The sequence below is a fragment of the Azospirillum griseum genome (assembly GCF_003966125.1).
GTDB classification, from domain to species: Bacteria; Pseudomonadota; Alphaproteobacteria; order Azospirillales; family Azospirillaceae; genus Azospirillum; species Azospirillum griseum.
The window spans coordinates 134,081-154,428 of sequence record NZ_RXMA01000007.1; the positions used below are offsets into that span (position 1 = coordinate 134,081).

Annotated in this window: 18 protein-coding genes; 17 read left to right on the forward strand and 1 reads right to left on the reverse strand. The window is 67.8% G+C overall.

Going from position 1 to position 20,348, the window contains the following annotated elements:
* Positions 1-21 precede the first annotated feature (21 nt).
* The 7 genes from EJ903_RS09875 (at position 22) to EJ903_RS09905 (ending at position 7,037) form a co-directional block, all read left to right on the forward strand.
* The gene (locus EJ903_RS09875) at positions 22-1,059 is read left to right on the forward strand and encodes an LLM class flavin-dependent oxidoreductase (protein WP_126614629.1); all 1,038 of its coding nucleotides are present in this window, start codon (positions 22-24) and stop codon (positions 1,057-1,059) included.
* Between the two features lie 24 nt (positions 1,060-1,083).
* Entirely contained in the window at positions 1,084-2,559 is a 1,476-nt protein-coding gene (locus tag EJ903_RS09880; RefSeq protein WP_126614631.1) for an aldehyde dehydrogenase, read from the forward strand.
* A 118-nt stretch (positions 2,560-2,677) separates the two neighbouring features.
* Complete coding sequence (locus EJ903_RS09885) at positions 2,678-2,992, forward strand: NIPSNAP family protein (RefSeq protein ID WP_126614633.1); 315 nt, start codon at positions 2,678-2,680, stop codon at positions 2,990-2,992.
* Positions 2,993-3,097: 105 nt separating this feature from the next.
* Entirely contained in the window at positions 3,098-4,123 is a 1,026-nt protein-coding gene (locus EJ903_RS09890; RefSeq protein WP_126614635.1) for an ABC transporter substrate-binding protein, read from the forward strand.
* Positions 4,124-4,248: 125 nt separating this feature from the next.
* Complete coding sequence (locus tag EJ903_RS09895) at positions 4,249-5,127, forward strand: ABC transporter permease (RefSeq protein ID WP_126614637.1); 879 nt, start codon at positions 4,249-4,251, stop codon at positions 5,125-5,127.
* Between the two features lie 3 nt (positions 5,128-5,130).
* Complete coding sequence (locus EJ903_RS09900; RefSeq protein WP_126614639.1) at positions 5,131-5,928, forward strand: ABC transporter permease; 798 nt, start codon at positions 5,131-5,133, stop codon at positions 5,926-5,928.
* Positions 5,925-7,037, forward strand: a complete 1,113-nt coding sequence (locus EJ903_RS09905; RefSeq protein ID WP_126614641.1) for an ABC transporter ATP-binding protein — start codon at positions 5,925-5,927, stop codon at positions 7,035-7,037. The genes EJ903_RS09900 and EJ903_RS09905 overlap by 4 nt, the downstream gene beginning before the upstream one ends.
* An 85-nt stretch (positions 7,038-7,122) precedes the next feature.
* On the opposite strand, the gene EJ903_RS09910 is transcribed toward EJ903_RS09905, so the two are convergent.
* Complete coding sequence (locus tag EJ903_RS09910; protein ID WP_126614643.1) at positions 7,123-8,445, reverse strand: ammonium transporter; 1,323 nt, start codon at positions 8,443-8,445, stop codon at positions 7,123-7,125.
* A gap of 374 nt (positions 8,446-8,819) precedes the next feature.
* Between EJ903_RS09910 and EJ903_RS09915 the strand changes: the two genes are divergently transcribed.
* The 10 genes from EJ903_RS09915 (at position 8,820) to purU (ending at position 20,321) form a co-directional block, all read left to right on the forward strand.
* A complete protein-coding gene (locus EJ903_RS09915; protein WP_126614645.1) occupies positions 8,820-9,500 on the forward strand; it encodes a helix-turn-helix domain-containing protein in 681 nt (226 codons plus the stop codon).
* Positions 9,501-9,782: 282 nt separating this feature from the next.
* Positions 9,783-10,622: a class II glutamine amidotransferase gene (locus EJ903_RS09920; protein WP_342772164.1), complete on the forward strand. Its 840-nt coding sequence runs from the start codon at positions 9,783-9,785 to the stop codon at positions 10,620-10,622.
* Positions 10,619-11,314 carry a GltB/FmdC/FwdC-like GXGXG domain-containing protein gene (locus EJ903_RS09925; protein WP_126614649.1) on the forward strand — a complete coding sequence of 232 codons (696 nt, stop codon included), beginning with the start codon at positions 10,619-10,621 and terminating at the stop codon, positions 11,312-11,314. Before EJ903_RS09920 ends, EJ903_RS09925 begins: the two co-directional genes overlap by 4 nt.
* Before the next feature lie 16 nt (positions 11,315-11,330).
* Positions 11,331-12,662 carry an FMN-binding glutamate synthase family protein gene (locus tag EJ903_RS09930; protein ID WP_126614651.1) on the forward strand — a complete coding sequence of 444 codons (1,332 nt, stop codon included), beginning with the start codon at positions 11,331-11,333 and terminating at the stop codon, positions 12,660-12,662.
* A gap of 98 nt (positions 12,663-12,760) precedes the next feature.
* Positions 12,761-14,077 (forward strand): type III glutamate--ammonia ligase, encoded by a 1,317-nt coding sequence (gene glnT, locus EJ903_RS09935; RefSeq protein WP_126614653.1) that lies wholly within the window; start codon positions 12,761-12,763, stop codon positions 14,075-14,077.
* 110 nt (positions 14,078-14,187) lie between these two features.
* Complete coding sequence (locus EJ903_RS09940) at positions 14,188-15,438, forward strand: sarcosine oxidase subunit beta family protein (protein WP_126614655.1); 1,251 nt, start codon at positions 14,188-14,190, stop codon at positions 15,436-15,438.
* Between the two features lies 1 nt (position 15,439).
* A complete protein-coding gene (locus EJ903_RS09945; RefSeq protein WP_126614657.1) occupies positions 15,440-15,733 on the forward strand; it encodes a sarcosine oxidase subunit delta in 294 nt (97 codons plus the stop codon).
* Entirely contained in the window at positions 15,730-18,729 is a 3,000-nt protein-coding gene (locus EJ903_RS09950) for a sarcosine oxidase subunit alpha family protein (protein WP_126614659.1), read from the forward strand. The genes EJ903_RS09945 and EJ903_RS09950 overlap by 4 nt, the downstream gene beginning before the upstream one ends.
* Complete coding sequence (locus EJ903_RS09955) at positions 18,722-19,327, forward strand: sarcosine oxidase subunit gamma (protein WP_126614661.1); 606 nt, start codon at positions 18,722-18,724, stop codon at positions 19,325-19,327. The genes EJ903_RS09950 and EJ903_RS09955 overlap by 8 nt, the downstream gene beginning before the upstream one ends.
* A gap of 130 nt (positions 19,328-19,457) precedes the next feature.
* Positions 19,458-20,321 carry a formyltetrahydrofolate deformylase gene (gene purU / locus EJ903_RS09960; RefSeq protein WP_126614663.1) on the forward strand — a complete coding sequence of 288 codons (864 nt, stop codon included), beginning with the start codon at positions 19,458-19,460 and terminating at the stop codon, positions 20,319-20,321.
* Positions 20,322-20,348: the final 27 nt, after the last annotated feature.

Genomic DNA, 20,348 nt, shown 5'->3' on the forward strand with positions numbered 1-20,348 from the left:
ATTTCCAGCGAGGCTCGCGTCATGAAGTTTTCGCTTTTCGTCCATATGGAACGAACCGATCCAGCCAAATCCCACGCCGACCTGTTCCACGAGCTGACGGAGCTGGTGCAGATCGCCGAGGCCGCCGGGTTTGAAGCCGCCTGGATCGGCGAGCATCACGGCATGGAATTCACCATCGCCCCCAACCCCTTCATCAACATCGCCTATCTTGCCGCGAAAACCAGCCGCATCCGGTTGGGAACCGGGACCGTGATCGCCCCCTTCTGGCACCCGATCAAGCTGGCGGGCGAAGCCGCGCTGACCGACATCGCCACCGGCGGGCGGCTTGATCTGGGCATCGCGCGCGGGGCCTATTCCTTTGAATACGAACGCCTGATGCCCGGCCTCGACGCCTGGACCGCCGGTCAGCGGCTGCGCGAGCTGGTGCCGACCCTGCGGCGGCTGTGGGATGGCGATTACGCCCATCAGGGGGAATTCTGGTCCTTTCCCGCCACCACCTCGGCCCCCAAGCCGATGCAGGCGGGCCACCCGCCGCTGTGGGTGGCGGCGCGCGATCCCAACTCCCACGATTTCGCCGTGGTCAACGGCTGCAACGTCCAGGTCACGCCGCTGGCCTCGGGCGATGGCGAGGTCGCCAGCCTGATGGAGCGGTTCAACACCGCCTGCGCGGCCCATCCCGAAACGCCGCGCCCCAAAATCATGCTGCTGCAACACACCTTCGTCGCCGACAGCGCGGCGGAGGCCGACCGGCTGGCCGACGAGCTGAGCGCCTTCTACTGCACCTTCGGCGCGTGGTTCAAAAACCAGCGCCCGATCCGCCAGGGTTTCATCGAACCGCTGACGGCGCAGGACCGGGCCGAAATGCCGATGTACGCGCCCGACCTGATCCGGCGAAATCTGGTCATCGGGCAGCCCGACGAGGTGATTGCCCGACTGTCCGGGTACAAAGCGCTGGGATACGATCAATACAGCCTGTGGATCGATTCGGGCCTGAGCCACGAGCGCAAGAAGAAATCCCTGGAACTCTTCATCCGCAACGTGATGCCCGCCTTCGCGTAACATCTGTCTGCTGAGGGGATGACTATGCCGTTGCCGCGTTTTCCGGCTTACATCGAAGGTGTGTTCGAAGAGGGATCTTCGACCTTTGAGAGCATCGACCCCTCGACCGAACGGCCGTGGGCGGTCATGCCCGCCGCCACCGCCGACGACGTTGATCGGGCGGTGCGCGCCGCCCACCGGGCGCTGAACGACCCCGCCTGGGCCGGTCTCACCGCCTCGGCGCGCGGCGCGTTGCTGCATCGGCTGGGCGATCTGGTCGCCGAACACAGCGAAACGCTGGCCCAGTTGGAAACCCGCGACACCGGCAAGATCATCCGCGAAACCAGCGCCCAGATCGGTTATGTCGCCCAGTATTACCGCTATTACGGCGGCTTGGCCGACAAGATCGAAGGCCGTTGCCTGCCGGTGGACAAGCCGGACATGGACGCCTTCCTGCGGCGCGAACCCATCGGGGTGGTCGCCGCCGTGGTCCCGTGGAACTCGCAACTGTTCCTGTCGGCGGTGAAGTTGGGTCCCGCACTCGCCGCTGGCTGCACCGTCGTTCTCAAGGCGTCGGAAGACGGCCCGGCCCCGTTGCTGGAGTTTGCCCGGCTGGTGGACAAGGCCGGTTTCCCCAAGGGGGTGGTCAACATCGTCACCGGCCATGGCGAGGCCTGCGGGCAGACGCTGACCGCCCACCCGCTGGTGTCGCGCGTCGCCTTCACCGGCGGGCCGTCCACCGCCCGCCACATCCTGCGCAACACCGCTGCCAATCTGGCCCACACCACGCTGGAACTGGGCGGCAAATCGCCGGTGGTGGTGTTCGCCGACGCCGATCTCGACAGCGCGACCAACGCGGTGGTGGCCGGGATCTTCGCCGCCTCCGGGCAAAGCTGCGTCGCCGGATCGCGGCTGCTGGTCGAACGCCCGATCCACGACCGCCTGATCGGGCGGCTGGTGGACAAGGCCAAGGCCATCCGCATCGGCGACCCGCAGAACCGCGCGACGGAGATGGGGCCGTTGGCCACCGCCCGGCAGATCGCCCACATCGAGGATGTCGTGGCCCGCAGCCTGAACGCGGGCGCACGGCTGATGACGGGGGGGCAGCGCCACGGCGCGGCGGGCGGCGGGTTCTTCTACGAACCGACGATCCTGGCCTGCGCCGACCAGTCCGTCGCCTGCGTGCAGGAGGAGCTGTTCGGCCCGGTTCTCAGCGTCATCCCCTTCGACGACGAAGAGGACGCGGTGGCCAAGGCCAACGACACCGCCTTCGGGCTGGCGGCGGGGGTGTTCACCAGCAGCCTGACCCGCGCCCACCGGATGATCCGCCGCATCCGCGCCGGGGTGGTCTGGGTCAACACCTACCGCGCCGTGTCGCCCATCGTGCCGTTCGGCGGCTATGGCCTGAGCGGCCTGGGCCGCGAGGGCGGGCAGGACGCGATCCTGGAATACACACGGGTCAAGGCGGTCTGGATCCGCACGTCGGACGAACCGATCGCCGATCCCTTTGTCATGCGTTAGCGCGGATCGTGTGGCGTCGCAACCGGTGCCACACGCAGATCCGCCCGATCAAGCCCAGCACTGAGCACCGCGCCGTGCGCCACGCGCAGGGCGCGGCGCTCCAACCAAAGGGACTGAGATGCTGTACGAAATGCGCACCTACCGGCTGAAGACCGGTGCCGTTCCCGCCTATCTCGCGCTGGTGGGGGAGGACGGGCTGGCGATCCAACGGCAGCATCTCGGCACCCTCGTCGGCTATTTCCATTCCGAGATCGGTCGCCTGAACGAGATCGTCCACATCTGGGCCTACAGCGATCTCAACGACCGGGACGCCCGCCGGGCCGCGCTGGCGGCGGACCCGCGTTGGCAGGCGTTTCTGCCCAGGCTTCAGGCGCTGATCGAGGAGATGGAGAACAAGATCCTCAAGCCCGCCCCGTTCTCCCCGCTGGGTTGACCGGCGGCCCCGGCAACGGAAGGGCCAAGAGGACCGGACGGCGGCGCGCCGCACGTCCCAAGACCAGGAGCAAACCCGGACGATTCAACGAACAGGAGAGTGTGGATGAGAGCGTTGCAGTCCATCGGCGTCATCGGTGCCATCCTCGGCGCGCTGACCCTGTCGGGCACCCCGGCCCACGCCAAGGACATGGTGTTCACAAGCTGGGGCGGGACCACCCAGGACGCGCAGAAGCAAAGCTGGGCGGTCCCCTTCTCAAAGCAATCCGGCGTGACCGTTCTCCAGGACGGTCCGACCGATTACGGCAAGCTGAAGGCCATGGTCGAAAGCGGCAAGCCCGCCTGGACCGTCGTCGATGTCGAAAATGATTTCGCCGTGAAGGCGGGCAAGGACGGGCTGCTGGAGCCGCTCGACTTCTCGATCATCGACAAGAGCACGCTCGACCCGCGTTTCGTCACGCCCTATTCGGTCGGCAGCTTCTATTATTCCTTCGTGCTGGGCTTCAACAAGGACCAGTTCGGCAAGAAGACACCGAAAAGCTGGGCCGACCTGTTCGATCTGAAGACGTTCCCCGGCAAGCGCACGCTTTACAAATGGTCGGCCCCCGGCGTGCTGGAGCTGGCCTTGCTGGCCGACGGCGTCGCCCCGAACGCGCTCTACCCGCTCGACCTCGACCGCGCCTTCAAGAAGCTGGACACCATCAAATCCAGCATCGTCTGGTGGTCGGGCGGCGCGCAGTCGCAACAGCTTCTGGTGTCGGGCGAGGCCCCCATCGGCATGTTCTGGAACGGGCGCATCGACGCCATCCGCAAATCCGGCGTCGATGTCGGCGTGTCGTGGGAGCAGAATCTGGCGGCGGCCGACGCGCTGGTCGTGCCCAAGGGCGTGGCGGACAAGGACACGGCGATGAGGTTCATCGCCTTCGCCTCCTCCGCCCAGGCCCAGGCCGATTTCGCCCGCGCCAGCGGCTACGCGCCGATCAATCTGGGATCGAAGGCGCTGATGAAGCCCGAGGAGGCCGCCGCCCTGCCCGACAGCCACAGCCAGGGTCAGATCACGCTCGACATGGCCTATTGGGCCGAACACCGGGACGCGGTCGCCAAGCGCTGGTACGAATGGCAGGGTAAGTAACCGGGACCCCGACTCCCCTCGGAGACCCTCCCCCCGGAGGCGGTCAACCGGCGGGCGGGTGTGCATCCATCAGCGGTGCCCGCCCGCCCGCCGCGCCTCCCTCACCGGCCTGACAGGTAGAGGGCATGTCGTCCATTTCCATCCCGAACCGCCGCAACGCCGCCGCCCGGCCGCCACCCGTTCCGTCCAGCGGCGTGTCCTTCGTTCTGCCGGCGCTGCTGCTGATATTGGCCGTCTTCATTCTTCCGGTGGTCATGCTGCTGCTGCGCAGCGTGACCGAACCGGATCCGGGGTTGCAGAATTACCGGGAGCTGTTCGAATCGGCCACCGTCGCCCGTGTGTTCGTCAACACCTTCGTCGTGTCGGGGCTGGTCACGGCGATCGCGCTGCTGATCGGCTTTCCCATCGCGTGGCTGCTGGTGATCCTGCCCAAACGTTGGGCCGACCTGCTGTTCGGAATCGTCATCCTGTCGATGTGGACCAACCTGCTGGCCCGCACCTACGCCTGGATGGTGCTGTTGCAGCGCACCGGGATCATCAACAAGACGCTGATGGGGCTGGGATTGATCGACACGCCGCTGCCGCTGGTCAACAATCTGGTCGGCGTCACCATCGGCATGACCTACATCATGCTGCCCTTCATCGTGCTGCCGCTGGTGACGACGATGCGGGCCATCGAACCCGATCTGCTGCGCGCCGCCGCGCTGTGCGGCGCCGGGCGTTGGGAGGCCTTCCGCCGGGTCCTGCTGCCGCTGTCGCTGCCGGGCATCGCGGCGGGCGGCCTGCTGACCTTCGTCATGTCGCTGGGCTATTTCGTGACCCCGTCGCTGTTGGGCGGGGCGGGCAACATGATGGCGGCGGAGCTGATCGCCCAACTGGTGCAGTCGCTGCTGAATTGGGGGTTGGGCGGGGCGACGGCCTTTGCGCTGCTGGTCCTGACCCTGGCGCTCTACGCCGTGCAACTGCGGCTGTTGCAGCGCGGCCGCAGCCAAAGGGGAGGGTGAGCGATGCTGTTGGATTTCGACCGGCTGGGCGGGTTGAAATGGGTTCTTGTCGGCATCGGGATTCTGGTGTCGGCCTTTCTGCTGCTGCCGATCCTGTTCACCGTGGCGCTGTCCTTCGGTTCCTCGCAATGGCTGCTGTTCCCGCCGCCGGGCTGGACGCTGCGCTGGTACGAGGAGCTGTGGGCCGATCCGCGTTGGATCACCTCCACCCTGACCAGCCTGCAATGCGCCGTGCTCGTCACCCTGCTGGCCACCGGGCTTGGCCTGCTCGCCAGCTTCGGTCTGGTGCGCGGGCGCTTCGCCGGTCGGGAGACCGTGCGCGCCCTGTTCCTGATGCCGATGATCATGCCGGTGATCGTGGTGGCGGTGGCGCTCTACGCCTTTTTCCTGCGGATCGGGTTGGGCGGCACCTTGATCGGCTTCGTGCTGGCGCACACGGTCATCGCCCTGCCGCTGGCCATCACCTCGATCAGCAACGCCCTGGAGCGTTTCGACAAGGCGATTGAGGACGCCGCCATCCTGTGCGGAGCCAGCCCGTGGGAAGCGCGGCTGCGCGTGACCATCCCGGCGATCCGCGACGGGCTGTTCGGGGCCGCCGTCTTCTCCTTCCTGACCTCGTGGGACGAGGTGGTGATCGCCATCTTCATGGCCAGCCCGACGCTGCAAACCCTGCCCGTCCACATCTGGGGGACGCTGCGCCAGGATTTGACGCCGGTGGTGGCCGCCGCCTCGTCCCTGCTGCTTCTCTTCACGCTGGCGGTGATGCTGCTGGCCGCCTGGTTTCGCCGGAGATCGACATGACGCCCTTCCTTGACATTCAGAACATCAAGAAGACCTATGGCGCGACGGTCGCCGTTCAGGATGTGACGCTGGGCATCGGGCGGGGCGAGTTCGTGACCTTCCTCGGCCCGTCCGGATCGGGCAAGAGCACGACGCTCTACGTCATCGCAGGCTTCCTCGACCCCACCGAAGGCGACGTGCGGATCCAGGGCCAATCAATCCTGTCGGTCCCATCGCACAAGCGGAACATCGGCATGGTGTTCCAGCGTTACACCCTGTTCCCCCATCTGACCGTCGCCGAAAACGTCGCCTTCCCGCTGCGCGTCCGCCGCAGACCCAACGACGAGATCGAACGCAAGGTGGCGGAGATGGTCCGCCTCGCCCGGCTGGAGACGGTGCGCGACCGGCTGCCCAGCCAGTTGTCGGGCGGCCAGCAGCAGCGCGTGGCGCTGGCCCGCGCGCTGGTCTATGACCCGCCGGTGCTGCTGATGGACGAGCCGCTGTCCGCGCTCGACAAGAAGCTGCGCGAGGAAATCCAATACGAGATCCGCCGCATCCATCAGGAAACCGGCGTGACCATCCTGTACGTCACCCACGACCAGGAGGAGGCCCTGCGCCTGTCCGACCGCATCGCGGTGTTCAGCCAGGGCCGCATCGACCAGATCGGAACCAGCGCGGAGCTGTACCAGAATCCGGCCACCCGCTTCGTCGCCGGCTTCGTCGGCAACTCCGATTTCCTGTCCTGCCGGATCGACCGGGTGGAAGGGCACAGCGCCCGCATCGTCCTGCCGGACGGGGCCTGCGTCAGCGGGGTCCGCTCGCACGGAACGGTGCGGGCGGGCAGCGAAGGAACGCTGATGCTGCGCCCGGAGCGGGTGCGCATCCGCAACGCCGCCTCCAACACCACCCCAAGCGAGAACGGCGCCGCCGGGTTGAGCGTGACCATCCGCGACATCACCTTTCTGGGCGACAACACCCATTTCGCGGTGGAGACGGACTGGAAGCAACCAATGGCCATCCGGGTCCCCTTCGGCCGCGCCGGGGCGGAAGGGTTGGCGGTGGGCGACCGCGCCCGCGTCGATTGGGTGGCGGAAGACGCCCATGTCTTTGCGGAGAGCGCCAACGGCTGACACACCCCGCAGACGGCGGTGAACAGACGAAAAGGCGGCCCACCGGACCGCCTTTTGCGTTTCAAGCACCGGCATCGGCACAGGGTCAGCTGTGAACCGTCTCGCCGTGCAAAGCCAGGTCGAGACCGTCGGTTTCCACCTCCGCATCCACCCGCAGGCCCATCACCACGTCGATCAGCTTCAGCGCCACGACCGACACCACGGCGGTCCACAGCACCGTGACGACGACGCCCTCGATCTGAAGCCCGATCTGGGCGAAATTGCCGTCGATCCAGCCCGATTTGCCCTCACCGCCATAAGCCGCGCTGGCGAAGACCCCGGTCAGCACCGCGCCCAGAATGCCGCCCACGCCATGGACGCCGAACACGTCCAGCGCGTCATCCACGCCCAGCGCCTTTTTCATCACGGTGGCACCGGCGCAGCAGGCGATCCCGCCCGCCAGCCCCATCACCATGGCGCTGCCCGGGCTGACAAAGCCGCAGGCCGGGGTGATGACCACCAGACCGGCGACCGCGCCCGACACCGCCCCCAGCAGGCTGGGCCGCCCCTTGGCCAACCATTCCACCACAACCCAGGACACGGTCGCGGCGGCGGCGGCGATCTGGGTGTTGATCAGCGCCAGACCGGCCAGCGCGCCGGAGGTCAGCGCCGACCCGGCGTTGAAGCCGAACCAGCCCACCCACAGCAGCGAACCGCCGACCATCGTCAGCACCAGATTGTGCGGGGCCATCGGTTCGACCCCACCGCCCTTGCGGCGGCCGATCATCAGGGCGGCGACCAGACCGGCAACCCCCGAATTGATGTGGACCACGGTGCCGCCCGCGAAATCGAGCACGCCGGCGTTCATCAGGAAGCCCCCCGGCCCCCACACCATGTGCGCGACCGGGACATAGGCGAACAGCATCCACAGCGCCAGAAACACCATGGCCGAGGAGAATTTCATCCGGTCGGCCGGGCCGCCCATGATGATCATCGGCGTGATGATGGCGAAGGTGCATTGGAACATGACAAAGACGAATTCCGGAATCGTGCCGGACAGGGTCTCCGGCTTGATGCCGGTCAACATCGCCTTGCCCAGCCCGCCGAAGAACGGGTTGCCTTCGGTGAAGGTCAGGCTGTAGCCGACCGCCACCCACAGCACCGTCAGCAGGGCCGCGCTGAAAAAGCTCTGCATCAGCATCGACAGGACGTTCTTCTTGCGCACCATGCCGCCGTAGAACAGGGCAAGGCCGGGCACGAACATCAGCAGGACGAACATCGAGGCGGTGATCATCCAGGCGGTGTCCGCCGCGCTCAACTCCGGGGTCGGGGCGGGGGCGGCGGTTTGGGCGAGGGCCTGGGACAGGGGAAGGGCGCTGGCCACGGCCAACGCCGACAGGAACGGTACGGAGCGACGCGGGAATCCCATCAAAACCCCTCCTTGTGTTGAGCGCATCCGTGGAGAGCATCCGTTGAGCGCATCGGGCGGCACGGGACCGGTCGCGACGCTTGTGGATGCGCCAATTTTCTTCACAGTGAAAAATTTTTATTCAAAATTCATGCCGCCCGGCTGCGTTGCGGTGTTTCCTGGGAGTCCATCGCCCTTCGCCCCGGCGACGGTGTGGTGGTGGTGGTGCCGGGACGGTCAAAGGCCGGGCAATCGCCCGTCACCGCTGCCTGTTTCTGCGGCATTGCGATCCGCCCCGCCCTTGTGGAAAATCTCCGCGCGCTTGCGCCGACGCCTGATACACTGCCCGGCCACGCCGCCCGATCACCCACGCCAGCGCCGGAGACGACCGCACCGTGCCGAAGACCGCCACCCCGCCACGCACGGACAAGACCACGCCACAGGCCGAGGAAACGGCAACCGACGCCTACACCACCGGCTCCAGCGCCCCCGGCGTGGCGACGCGCACGTTGGAACAGGCGTTGGGTGCGCAAATCCGCAGCCTGCGCCGACAGCATGATCTGACCGTGTCCGATCTCGCCACCGCCGCCGGGATTTCCAACGGCATGCTGTCAAAGATCGAAAACGGGCAGATTTCCCCGTCGCTGGCCACCTTGCAGGCGGTGGCCGGGGCGTTGAGCGTGCCGATCACCGCGCTGTTCGCGTCCTTCGAGGAAAAGCGCGGCTGCTCCTATGTCCGCGCCGGACAGGGCGTGACCATCGAACGGCGCGGCACCAAGGTCGGCCATCAGTATCAATTGCTGGGCCACGCCCTGGGCGGGGAGATCGGCGTCGAACCCTACCTCATCACCCTGCGCGAGGACGCGGCCCCCTACACCGGCTTCCAGCATGGCGGTGTGGAGTATCTCTACATGCTGTCCGGTGAACTGCTCTACCGCCACGGCGATCGCAGCTACGAGCTGCGCCCCGGCGATTCCCTGATGTTCGACAGCAGCGCTCCCCATGGACCGGAGCGGTTGAGCGGCCTGCCCGCCACCTATCTGTCCATCATCGTCTACCCGCGCGACGACGGCTGATCCACAGCGCCCCGGCGGGCGCTGTCAGGCCCGCCCGCCGCCCGTCCCCATCATCCGGATGGCTGGCCCGCCCTTTGCTGCGGGATCGCGCGTTTGCGCCCTTCATCCGCTTCGGACGCCTCCAAATTTTCCTGAAAAGAAAAAATTATTCTCTGCGGTTGACTCGTTCGCGCCGAGCGGTCTATAAGACAGACACGAGAGACTTGAACCACGGAGCCCCACATGTGCGGCATCGTCGGATTGTTCATCAAAAATCCGAAATTTGAATCCGAGCTTGGGACCATGCTGTCCACCATGCTCGACGTGATGACCGGGCGCGGCCCCGACAGCGCGGGCTTTGCCGTGTACGGCAAGGGCCACGATGGCGTCGTGAAAATGTCGATCCGGGGCGGCACCGCGACCGATTTCAACGCGGTCGCCGCCGACCTGGAACGGGCCACGGGGGCGGCGCTGTCGCTGACCGTGCGCTCCACCCACGCGATCCTCGAGCTTCCGGCGGATCGGGAGAGCGCCGTCCGCGCGGCGTTGCACGACCGCCACCCGGATCTCGGCGTCGTCGGTTCCGGCCAGCGGATCGAGATCTACAAGGAGGTCGGGCTTCCGGCGGATGTCGCCCGCCGCTTCGATCTGGCCCGCATGACCGGGACCCACGGCATCGGCCACACCCGGATGGCGACGGAATCGGCTGTGACCACCGCCGGTGCCCATCCCTTCTCGACCGGCCCCGACCAGTGTCTGGTCCACAACGGATCGCTGTCGAACCACAATGTGCTGCGGCGCACCCTGATCCGCGAGGGCATCGGCTTCACCACCGACAACGACAGCGAGGTGGCCGCCGGGTATCTGACCGCCCGCCTGCGCCAGGGCGACACGCTGAAACAGGCGTTGACCCGCTCGCTCGACGCGCTGGACGGCTTTTTCACCTTCGTCGTCGGCACCGAAAGCGGCTTTGCCGTGCTGCGCGATCCCATCGCCTGCAAACCGGCGGTGATGGCGGAAACCGATGATTACGTGGCGTTCGGATCGGAATACCGGGCCTTGGCCGATCTGCCGGGCATTGCCAAGGCCAAGGTCTGGGAACCGGAACCCGCCACCGTCTATTCCTGGGAGCGCGCGGCATGACCCCTTCCCCGCACTGCATCGACCTCGCCACCGCAACGGTGCGCGAGCTGAACCAGCGGCTGCATCATCTGACCGCCGACGGCGATCCCGGAATCTGGCGGGTGCTGAACCCGGCGGGCGGCCACGCCATCGCGGTTGGCCTGAACGCCCCCGTCACCGTCGAGATCGACGGGCATGTCGGCTACTACTGCGCGGGTATGAACAAGAGCGCCAGCGTGCGGATCAACGGCAACGCCGGGGTCGGGGTCGCGGAAAACATGATGTCGGGCCTTGTCCATGTCCGGGGCGACGCCAGCCAGGCGGCGGGGGCCACCGCGCATGGCGGCCTGTTGGTGATCGACGGCAACGCCTCGGCCCGCTGCGGCATTTCGATGAAGGGCATCGACATCGTCGTCAAGGGGTCCATCGGCCACATGTCCGCCTTCATGGGGCAGGCGGGCACGTTGACCGTGCTGGGCGACGCGGGCGAAGCGCTGGGCGATTCCCTGTACGAGGCACGGCTGTTCGTGCGCGGTTCCGTCGCCAGCCTGGGGGCCGACTGCGTCGAAAAGGAGATGCGCGACGAACACCGGGCGGTGCTGCACGCCCGGCTTGAGGCCGCCGGGCTGGCGGGCGAGGTCGATGTGTCGGAGTTCCGTCGCTACGGCTCGGCACGCGGCCTCTACCACTTCCACGTCGACAACGTGTATTGACCGGGGAGCGCCCGTCATGGACCACACCAACATCCCGCGCACGGTGCCGCGCAAGTCGGCGACCTTCGACGACTACACTCTGTCGGAAATCCGCCGCGCCGCCGCCACCGGCCTGTACGACATCCGGGGGGCCGGAACCAAGCGCAAGCTGCCGCATCTGGACGATCTGCTGTTTCTGGGCGCGTCGATCAGCCGTTACCCGCTGGAAGGCTACCGCGAGAAATGCGGAACCAACGTGGTGCTGGGGGGGCGGTTTGCAAAGAAGCCGATCGAGATCAGGATTCCGATCACCATCGCGGGCATGAGCTTCGGTTCGCTGTCCGCCCAGGCCAAGGAGGCGCTGGGGCGCGGCGCGTCGGCGGTCGGCACCTCGACCACCACCGGCGACGGCGGCATGACGGCGGAGGAGCGCGGCCATTCCTCCACGCTGGTTTACCAGTATCTCCCCTCCCGCTACGGCATGAACCCCGACGACCTGCGCAAGGCCGACGCCATCGAGGTGGTGATCGGCCAGGGGGCCAAACCGGGCGGCGGCGGCATGCTGCTGGGGCAGAAGATCTCGCCGCGCGTCGCCGCGATGCGCACCCTGCCCCAAGGCATCGACCAGCGGTCGGCCTGCCGCCATCCCGATTGGACCGGGCCGGACGATCTGGAGATCAAGATCCAGGAGCTGCGCGAGATCACCGACTGGGAAAAGCCGATCTACGTGAAGGTCGGGGCGGCGCGGCCCTATTACGACACCGCGCTGGCGGTCAAGGCCGGGGCCGACGTGGTGGTGCTGGACGGCATGCAGGGCGGCACGGCGGCAACGCAGGAGGTCTTCATCGAACATGTCGGCATCCCCCTGCTCGCCGCCATCCGCCCGGCGGTGCAGGCGTTGCAGGATCTGGGCATGCACCGCAAGGTGCAGTTGATCGTGTCCGGCGGCATCCGCAACGGGGCCGACGTCGCCAAATGTCTGGCGCTGGGGGCCGACGCGGTGTCGATCGGCACCGCCGCCCTGGTGGCGCTGGGCGACAACGACCCGGCGCTGGCCGCCGACTACGCCGCACTCGGCACCGTTCCCGGTGCCTATGACGACTGGCAGGACGGGCGCGATCCGGCGGGCATCACCACCCAGGATCCGGCGCTGGCCACCCGGTTGGACCCGGAAAAGGCCGGGCGGCGGCTCGCCAACTATCTGTCGGTGCTGGCGCTGGAGGCGCAGACCATCGCGCGGGCCTGCGGCAAAAGCCACGTCCACAATCTGGAGCCGGAGGATCTCGTCTCCCTGACCATCGAGGCGGCGGCGATGGCGCGCGTGCCGCTGGCCGGAACCGACTGGATCCCCGGGGCCGGGCGTTACTGACCCGGCGCATGACGGGCAGAGGAACAACGAAGAGACCCAAAAAAAGGCCGCGAAAACCAACCAAACCGGCTTTCAAAAGACAGGAACAGGGGTTTCCCATGGCCATCGATCCGACCCACATCGATCTGACCCAGGCCGCCAAGGAACGCGGCGTCAAATTCTTCCTGGTCTCCTACACCGATCTGTTCGGGGCGCAGCGGGCGAAGCTGGTTCCCGCCGCCGCCATCGCCGGGATGGTGGCGGACGGGGCCGGGTTCGCCGGGTTCGCCACCTGGCTCGACCTGTCGCCCGCCGACACCGACCTGCTGGCGATGCCCGATCCGGCCAGCATGATCCAACTGCCGTGGAAGCCCGAGGTCGCCTGGGTCGCCGCCGATCTGTGGATGGGCGGCCAGCCGATCGAGCAGGGGCCGCGCAACGCGCTGAAGCGGATGATCGCCGCCGCCGCCGACCAGGGGTTCCAGCTGAAAACGGGGGTGGAGTGCGAGTTCTTCCTGACCGGCCCCGACGGTGCGGGACCGTCCGACCCGGCCGACCGGGGGACCAAGCCCTGTTACGACCAGCAGGCGCTGATGCGCCGCTACGACGTCATCGCCGAGATCTCCGACGCGATGTCGGCGCTGGGTTGGCAGCCGTACCAGAGCGACCACGAGGACGCCATCGGCCAGTTTGAAATGAACTGGGAATACGACGACGCCCTTGTGACCGCCGACCGACACGCCTTTTTCAAATACATGGCGCGTTCCATCGCCGAGAAGCACGGAATGCGCGCCACCTTCATGCCCAAGCCCTTCATCAACCTGACCGGCAGCGGCTGCCATGTGCATCTGTCGCTGTGGCGCGACGGGGTCAACCTGTTCCGCGATCCGGCGGGCGAACTGGGGATGTCGGCGCTCGGCTACCAGTTCATCGCCGGGCTGCTGAACGAAGCGACGGCGATGTGCGCCATCACCAACCCCACCGTCAACTCCTACAAGCGGATCAACGCCCCGGTCACGGTGTCGGGATCGACATGGTCGCCCAACACCGTCACCTACACCGGCAACAACCGCACCCACATGATCCGCATTCCCAACGGCAACCGGTTCGAATTCCGCCTGCCCGACGGCGCGGTGAACCCCTATCTGCTGCCCGCCGCCGTGCTGGCCGCCGGGTTGGCGGGGATCAAGGCCAAGGCCGATCCGGGGCCGCGCCTGGACATCGACATGTACACCCAGGGCCACACCGTCACCGACGGGCGCAAGCTGCCGCTCAACTTGCTGGACGCGCTGCGGCTGCTCGACGGGTCCACGCTGCTGCGCAACGCGCTGGGCGACGGGCTGATCACCTCCTTCCTGACGCTGAAGGAGCGGGAATGGAACGCCTACGCCCGTCATCTGACCCAGTGGGAACGCGACAACACCCTGGATTGCTGACGTCGCTGGATGTTGACATTTAAGATTGTTGACTCCGTGGATGGCGGATCCGGTGCTGTCCGAATCCGCGCCATCCCGACCCCTTCCTTTCAAGACAACCGAGCGGGGCCATGCGCTACTCGTTCCTATCGCTGCTTGCCAACGCCGTCAGCGGCCAACGGTTGTGGACACCGGCCTGGCGCGACGCCGCGCCCAAACCGTCCTACGACGCGGTCATCGTCGGCGGTGGCGGCCATGGTCTGGCGACCGCCTATTACCTCGCCAAGGAGCATGGCCTGCACAACATCGCGGTGCTGGAAAAGGGGTGGATCGGATCCGGCAACGCCGGGCGCAACACCACCATCATCCGCTCCAACTACGGGCTTCCCGGCAACATCCCCTTTTACGAATGGTCGATGACGCTGTGGGAAGGGCTGGAGCGGGATTTGAACTACAACACGATGGTCAGCCAGCGCGGCATCCTGAACCTCTACCACTCCGACCCGCAACGCGACGCCTACGCCCGCCGGGGCAACGCCATGCGGCTGCACGGCGTCGATGCGGAGCTGCTGGACCGCGAGCAGGTCCGCGCCATGCTGCCTTTCCTGAACTTTGACAACGCCCGCTTCCCGATCCAGGGCGGGTTGTTGCAACGGCGGGCGGGAACCGCGCGTCACGACGGCGTGGTGTGGGGTTACGCCCGCGCCGCCAGCCGGTTGGGCGTGGACATTGTGCAGAACTGCGCGGTCACGGGCTTCCTGCGCGACGGCGAGCGGATCGTCGGGGTCGAGACCAGCCGGGGGCCGATCCACGCGCCCAAGGTCGGGCTGGCCGTGGCGGGCCACAGCTCCCACGTCGCCCACATGGCGGGTCTGCGGCTGCCGATCGAGTCCCATGTGCTGCAAGCCTTTGTGTCGGAGGGAATCAAACCGCTGATTCCCAACGTCATCACCTTCGGGGCCGGACACTTCTACATCAGCCAGTCCGACAAGGGCGGGCTGGTGTTCGGCGGCGACATCGACGGCTACAACTCCTACGCCCAGCGCGGCAACCTGCCGGTGGTGGAGGATGTCTGCGAAGGCGGCATGGCGCTGATGCCGCGCATCGGGCGGCTGCGGCTGCTGCGCGGCTGGGGCGGCGTCATGGACATGTCGATGGATGGCAGCCCGATCATCGACCGCACGCCGATCCCCGGCCTCTACCTGAACGCCGGATGGTGTTACGGCGGGTTCAAGGCCACCCCGGCGTCGGGCTGGTGCTTCGCCCACGCCATCGCCCGCGACGAACCGCACCCGGCGGCGGCAGCCTTCCGGCTCGACCGTTTCGCCACCGGCCACCTGATCGACGAAAAGGGAGTCGGCGCCCAGCCGAATTTGCACTGACATGCGCATTCCCTGCCCCTATTGCGGCCCGCGCGACGCGCACGAGTTCACCTGTCTCGGCGACGCCACGCTGACCCGCCCCGACCCGGCGGCCCCCGACGCCGCGAGCGCCTTTCACGATTATGTCTATCGGCGCGACAACCCGGCGGGGCCGCACCGCGAGCTGTGGTACCACGGCGGCGGCTGCCGGAGCTGGTTGGAGGTGACGCGCGACACCCGCACCCACGCCATCACCGACGCCCGCTTCGCCGCCGACCGGTCCAGCGCCGCACAAGGGACGGAGGACCGGCCATGACCGCCCCGACCGCGCAGAACACCGGTCCCAGCCGCCGCCTGGCCAAAGGCGGGTTGATCGACCGCAGCCAGCCCCTGGAGTTCGACTTCGACGGCCGCCCGCTGTCGGGGGTGGCGGGCGACACGCTGGCCTCCGCCCTGCTGGCCAACGGGGTGACGCTGGTCGGCCGCTCGTTCAAATACCACCGGCCGCGCGGCATTCTCACCGCCGGATCGGAAGAACCCAACGCGCTGGTCGAGCTGCGCAGCGGCGCGCGCCGGGAACCCAACACCCGCGCCACCATGGTGGAGCTGTATGACCGCTTGAGCGCCACCAGCCAGAACCGCTGGCCGTCGCTGGAGCATGATGCTCTGTCGATCAACCGGCTGGCCGCACCGCTGTTCGGGGCTGGCTTCTACTACAAGACCTTCATGTGGCCGGCGGCCCTCTGGGAGAGGCTGTACGAACCGCTGATCCGCCGCGCCGCCGGTCTGGGCCGCGCCGCCGACCACGAGGATCCCGACCGCTACGAAAAGGCCACCGCCCATTGCGACCTGCTGGTGATCGGGGCCGGACCCGCCGGGTTGATGGCGGCGCTGACGGCGGCCCGGTCCGGTGCCCGCGTCATCCTGGCCGACGAGGATTTCCGCCTTGGCGGGCGGTTGTTGAGCGACGCGCCGGAGGTCGACGGCGCGCCCGCGCCCCTCTGGGTCGACCGCGTTCTGGGCGAACTGGCCAGCTTCCCCGACGTCACCGTGATGCCGCGCACCACCGTGTTCGGCGTGTATGACGGCGGAACCTACGGCGCGGTGGAACGGGTGTCCGACCATCGGGCGGAGCCGCTGCCCTGGCAGCCGCGCCAACGGCTTTGGCGGATCGTCGCCCGGCGCAGCCTGCTGGCGGCGGGGGCCATCGAACGGCCCATCGTGTTCGGTGGCAACGACCGGCCCGGCGTGATGATGGCCGGGGCGATGCGGGCCTACGCCAACCGCTTCGCCGTCGCCGCCGCACGGGAGGCCGTCGCGGTGTTCGCCAACAACGACAGCGCCTGGAGCGCGGCCCGCGACCTGTCCCGCCTCGGCGTGCGGGTGGCGGCGGTGATCGACGTGCGCGAGCGGGTGGATCCGGCCCTGACCGCCCCGCTTGCGGCGGCGGGCGCGCGGCTGATGCTGGGATCGCGGGTGATCGCCACCAGCGGCAAACGCCTGTCGGTTGTCGAGGTGCTGACCGGCGGGAAACGGGAAACTCTGAAGGTCGATGGGTTGGCCATGTCCGGCGGCTGGTCGCCCACCGTCAACCTGACCTGCCACCTGGGCAGCCGCCCGGTGTGGAACGACGCGCTGTCGGCCTTCCTGCCCGGCTCCCTGCCGCCCGGCATGACGGTCGCCGGGGCCGCCAACGGGCGTTTCGGTCTGGCCGCCTGTCTGGCCGACGGCGCGGCATCGGCAACGGCGGCGCTGGCCGATCTGGGTTTTGCGGTGCCGTCCGCAGCGCTTCCCCGGGCCGACGACGACCCGGCGGGGCTGATCCCCTTCTGGCACGTCGCCGAGTCCAAGGGAGCCGCCTTCGTCGATCACCAGAACGACGTGACCGCCAAGGACATCGCCATCGCCCACCGCGAGGGGTTCCGGGCGGTGGAGCATCTGAAACGTTACACCACGCTGGGGATGGCGACCGACCAGGGCAAGACCGCCAACCTCACCGGTCTGGCGATCATGTCGGCCTTGACCGGCAAGGACATTCCCGAAACCGGAACCACGATGTTCCGCCCACCCTACAGCCCCGTCGCCATCGGCGCGTTCGGCGGGTCCCATCGCGGCAAGGCGTTTCGCCCGACCCGGCTGACCCCGACCCATGGCTGGGCGACCGAACACGGCGCGGTCTTCGTCGAAACCGGCCCGTGGCTGCGCGCGCAGTATTTCCCACGCCCCGGCGAGCGCGATTGGCTGGAAACGGTCAACCGTGAAGTGACCGCCGTGCGCACCGGTGTGGGTCTGTGCGACGTCTCCACCCTGGGCAAGATCGACATCCAGGGGCCGGACGCCGCCACGTTGCTGGAGCGCGTCTACATCAACGGCTGGTCCGGTCTGGAGGTTGGCAAGGCCCGCTACGGCGTGATGCTGCGCGAAGACGGCATGGTGATGGACGATGGAACCACCGCCCGGCTCGGCCCCACCCATTTCGTGATGACCACCACCACCGCCAACGCGGTCAAGGTGTTCCAGCATCTGGAGCACGCCCTTCAGGTGCTGTGGCCGGAACTGGACGCCCGCATCGCCTCGGTCTCCGACCAGTGGGCGCAGATCGCGGTGGCGGGGCCAAAGGCGCGGGAAACGCTGGCCCGCATCGTCGATGCCCCGTTCGACCTCGGCAACGCCGCTTTTCCCTACATGGCGGCGGCGGAGTTGACGGTTCTGGGCGGCCTGCGGGCGCGGCTGTTCCGCCTGTCCTTCTCCGGTGAACTGGCTTACGAGATCGCCGTTCCCGCCCGCCAGGGCGACCGGCTGGTGCGCGCGTTGATGGACGCGGGCGCGCCTTTCGGCATCACCCCCTATGGGACCGAAGCGCTGGGCGTCCTGCGCATCGAAAAAGGCCACGCCGCCGGCAACGAGCTGAACGGCCAGACCACCGCCCATGATCTGGGGCTTGGCCGCATGATGTCGGGCAAGAAGGATTTCATCGGTCGGGTGATGAGCAACCGGCCCGGCCTGCGCGATCCCGACCGCCCGGCGTTGGTCGGCCTTCGCCCGCTCCCCCCCGGCGCGCGGCTGCGGGCCGGGTCCCACCTGATCCCGGTCGGTCAACCGACGGACGCGGCGAACGACCAGGGTTATCTGACCTCGGTCGCCCATTCGCCAACGTTGGGCCACGCCATCGGTCTGGCGCTGTTGGCCGGAGGCCCGCGCCGCATCGGCGAACGGTTGCGCGCCGTCGATCCGCTGCGCAACGAGGAGGTCGAGGTGGAGGTGTGCAACCCCGTCTTCGTCGATCCGCAAGGGGAGAAGCTCCGTGTCTGACAGCCGCCTGAACAGCGTGCGCCATGGCCGTGCCGACGGCGCGGCGGGCGTGCGCGCCACCCCGCTCCACCACCGCGCGCTCGCCACCCTGGTGGCCGGGCGCGGCCAGACAGCGGCCCTGGCCGAGCGGATCGGGACCCGGTTCGGCCTGTGCCTGCCAACGACGCCGCGCCGGGTGTCGTCCGGCTCCGTCGCCTTTGTTGGCGTCGGGCCGGGTCGCTGGCTGGCGATGGACGAGACCGGCGACGGTCTGGCCTTTGAAACCGCGCTGGTCGAGGCCGCCGCCGGACACGCGTCGGCCACCGACCAGAGCGACGGTCTGGTTCTGCTGCGGCTTTCCGGCCCCGACCTGCGCCGTGCCTTGGCGAAAGGGATCGGGATCGACCTGCACCCGGCGGTCTTCCGCCTTGGTGACGCCGCAACCACGCCCTTTGCCCTGATCGGAACCACCCTGTGGCGGATCGACGGCGGCGGCCACGCGCATGACCTCACGGTTGAGATCGCTGTGGCCCGCAGCTACGCCGCCGATTTTCTCCAGGCGCTGACCGAGGCCGCCGCCGAATTCGGCTTCGACCTGCACCCCACCGCGCGAGGTTGAGGGGCAGCGCGGCGCGCGCCTCCCATTCCAGCCCTCCACCCCATTGATCGCGGCGCTTGACCGCGCGGTCCCGCCTCACGCCGTGCGGGACCGGCGCGCCGCCGCGCCCTTCCTTCCCGTGGACCGTCCCATGCCCCTGCACAAAGCCGTTCTGACCCTGTCCTGCCCGAACCAGCCGGGCATCGTCGCCCGGGTTTCGACCTATCTCTTCGAACAGGGCTGCAACATTCTGGAAGCGCATCAGTTCGACGACACCGAAACCGGGCGCTTCTTCATGCGCATCCTGTTCAACGCGGTCGATCCCGCCACCGCGCTGGAACCGATCCGCGATGGTTTCACCGCCACCGCCGATGCGTATGCCATGCGCTGGACGATGCGGGATTGCGACGAGCAGCGGCGCGTCATGCTGCTGGTGTCGAAATTCGATCATTGCCTGGCCGATCTGCTCTATCGCTGGCGCATCGGTGAAATCCCGATGAAGATCATCGCCATCGTCTCCAACCACCCGCGCGCGACCTATGGCGAGCAGGATTTCGCCGACATCCCCTTCCACCATCTGCCCGTCACCAGGGACAACAAGGCGGAGCAGGAGGCCAAACTGTTGCGGCTGGTGGAGGAGACCGGGACCGAGCTGGTCGTGCTCGCCCGCTACATGCAGGTGCTGTCGAACGCGCTGTCGGCCAAACTGTCGGGCCGCTGCATCAACATCCATCACTCCTTCCTGCCCGGCTTCAAGGGGGCCAAGCCCTACCATCAGGCCCACGCGCGCGGGGTGAAGCTGATCGGGGCGACGGCGCATTACGTCACCGCCGACCTCGACGAAGGCCCCATCATCGAACAGGACGTGGAGCGCATCAGCCACCACGACAGCGCCGACGATCTGGTGCGCAAGGGACGCGACATCGAACGCCGGGTTCTGGCCCGCGCCATCGCGTGGCATCTCCAGGATCGGGTGATTTTGAACGACCACAAGACCGTGGTCTTCCGCGACTGATCCCCCTGGGACGGAAAGGACGACGCC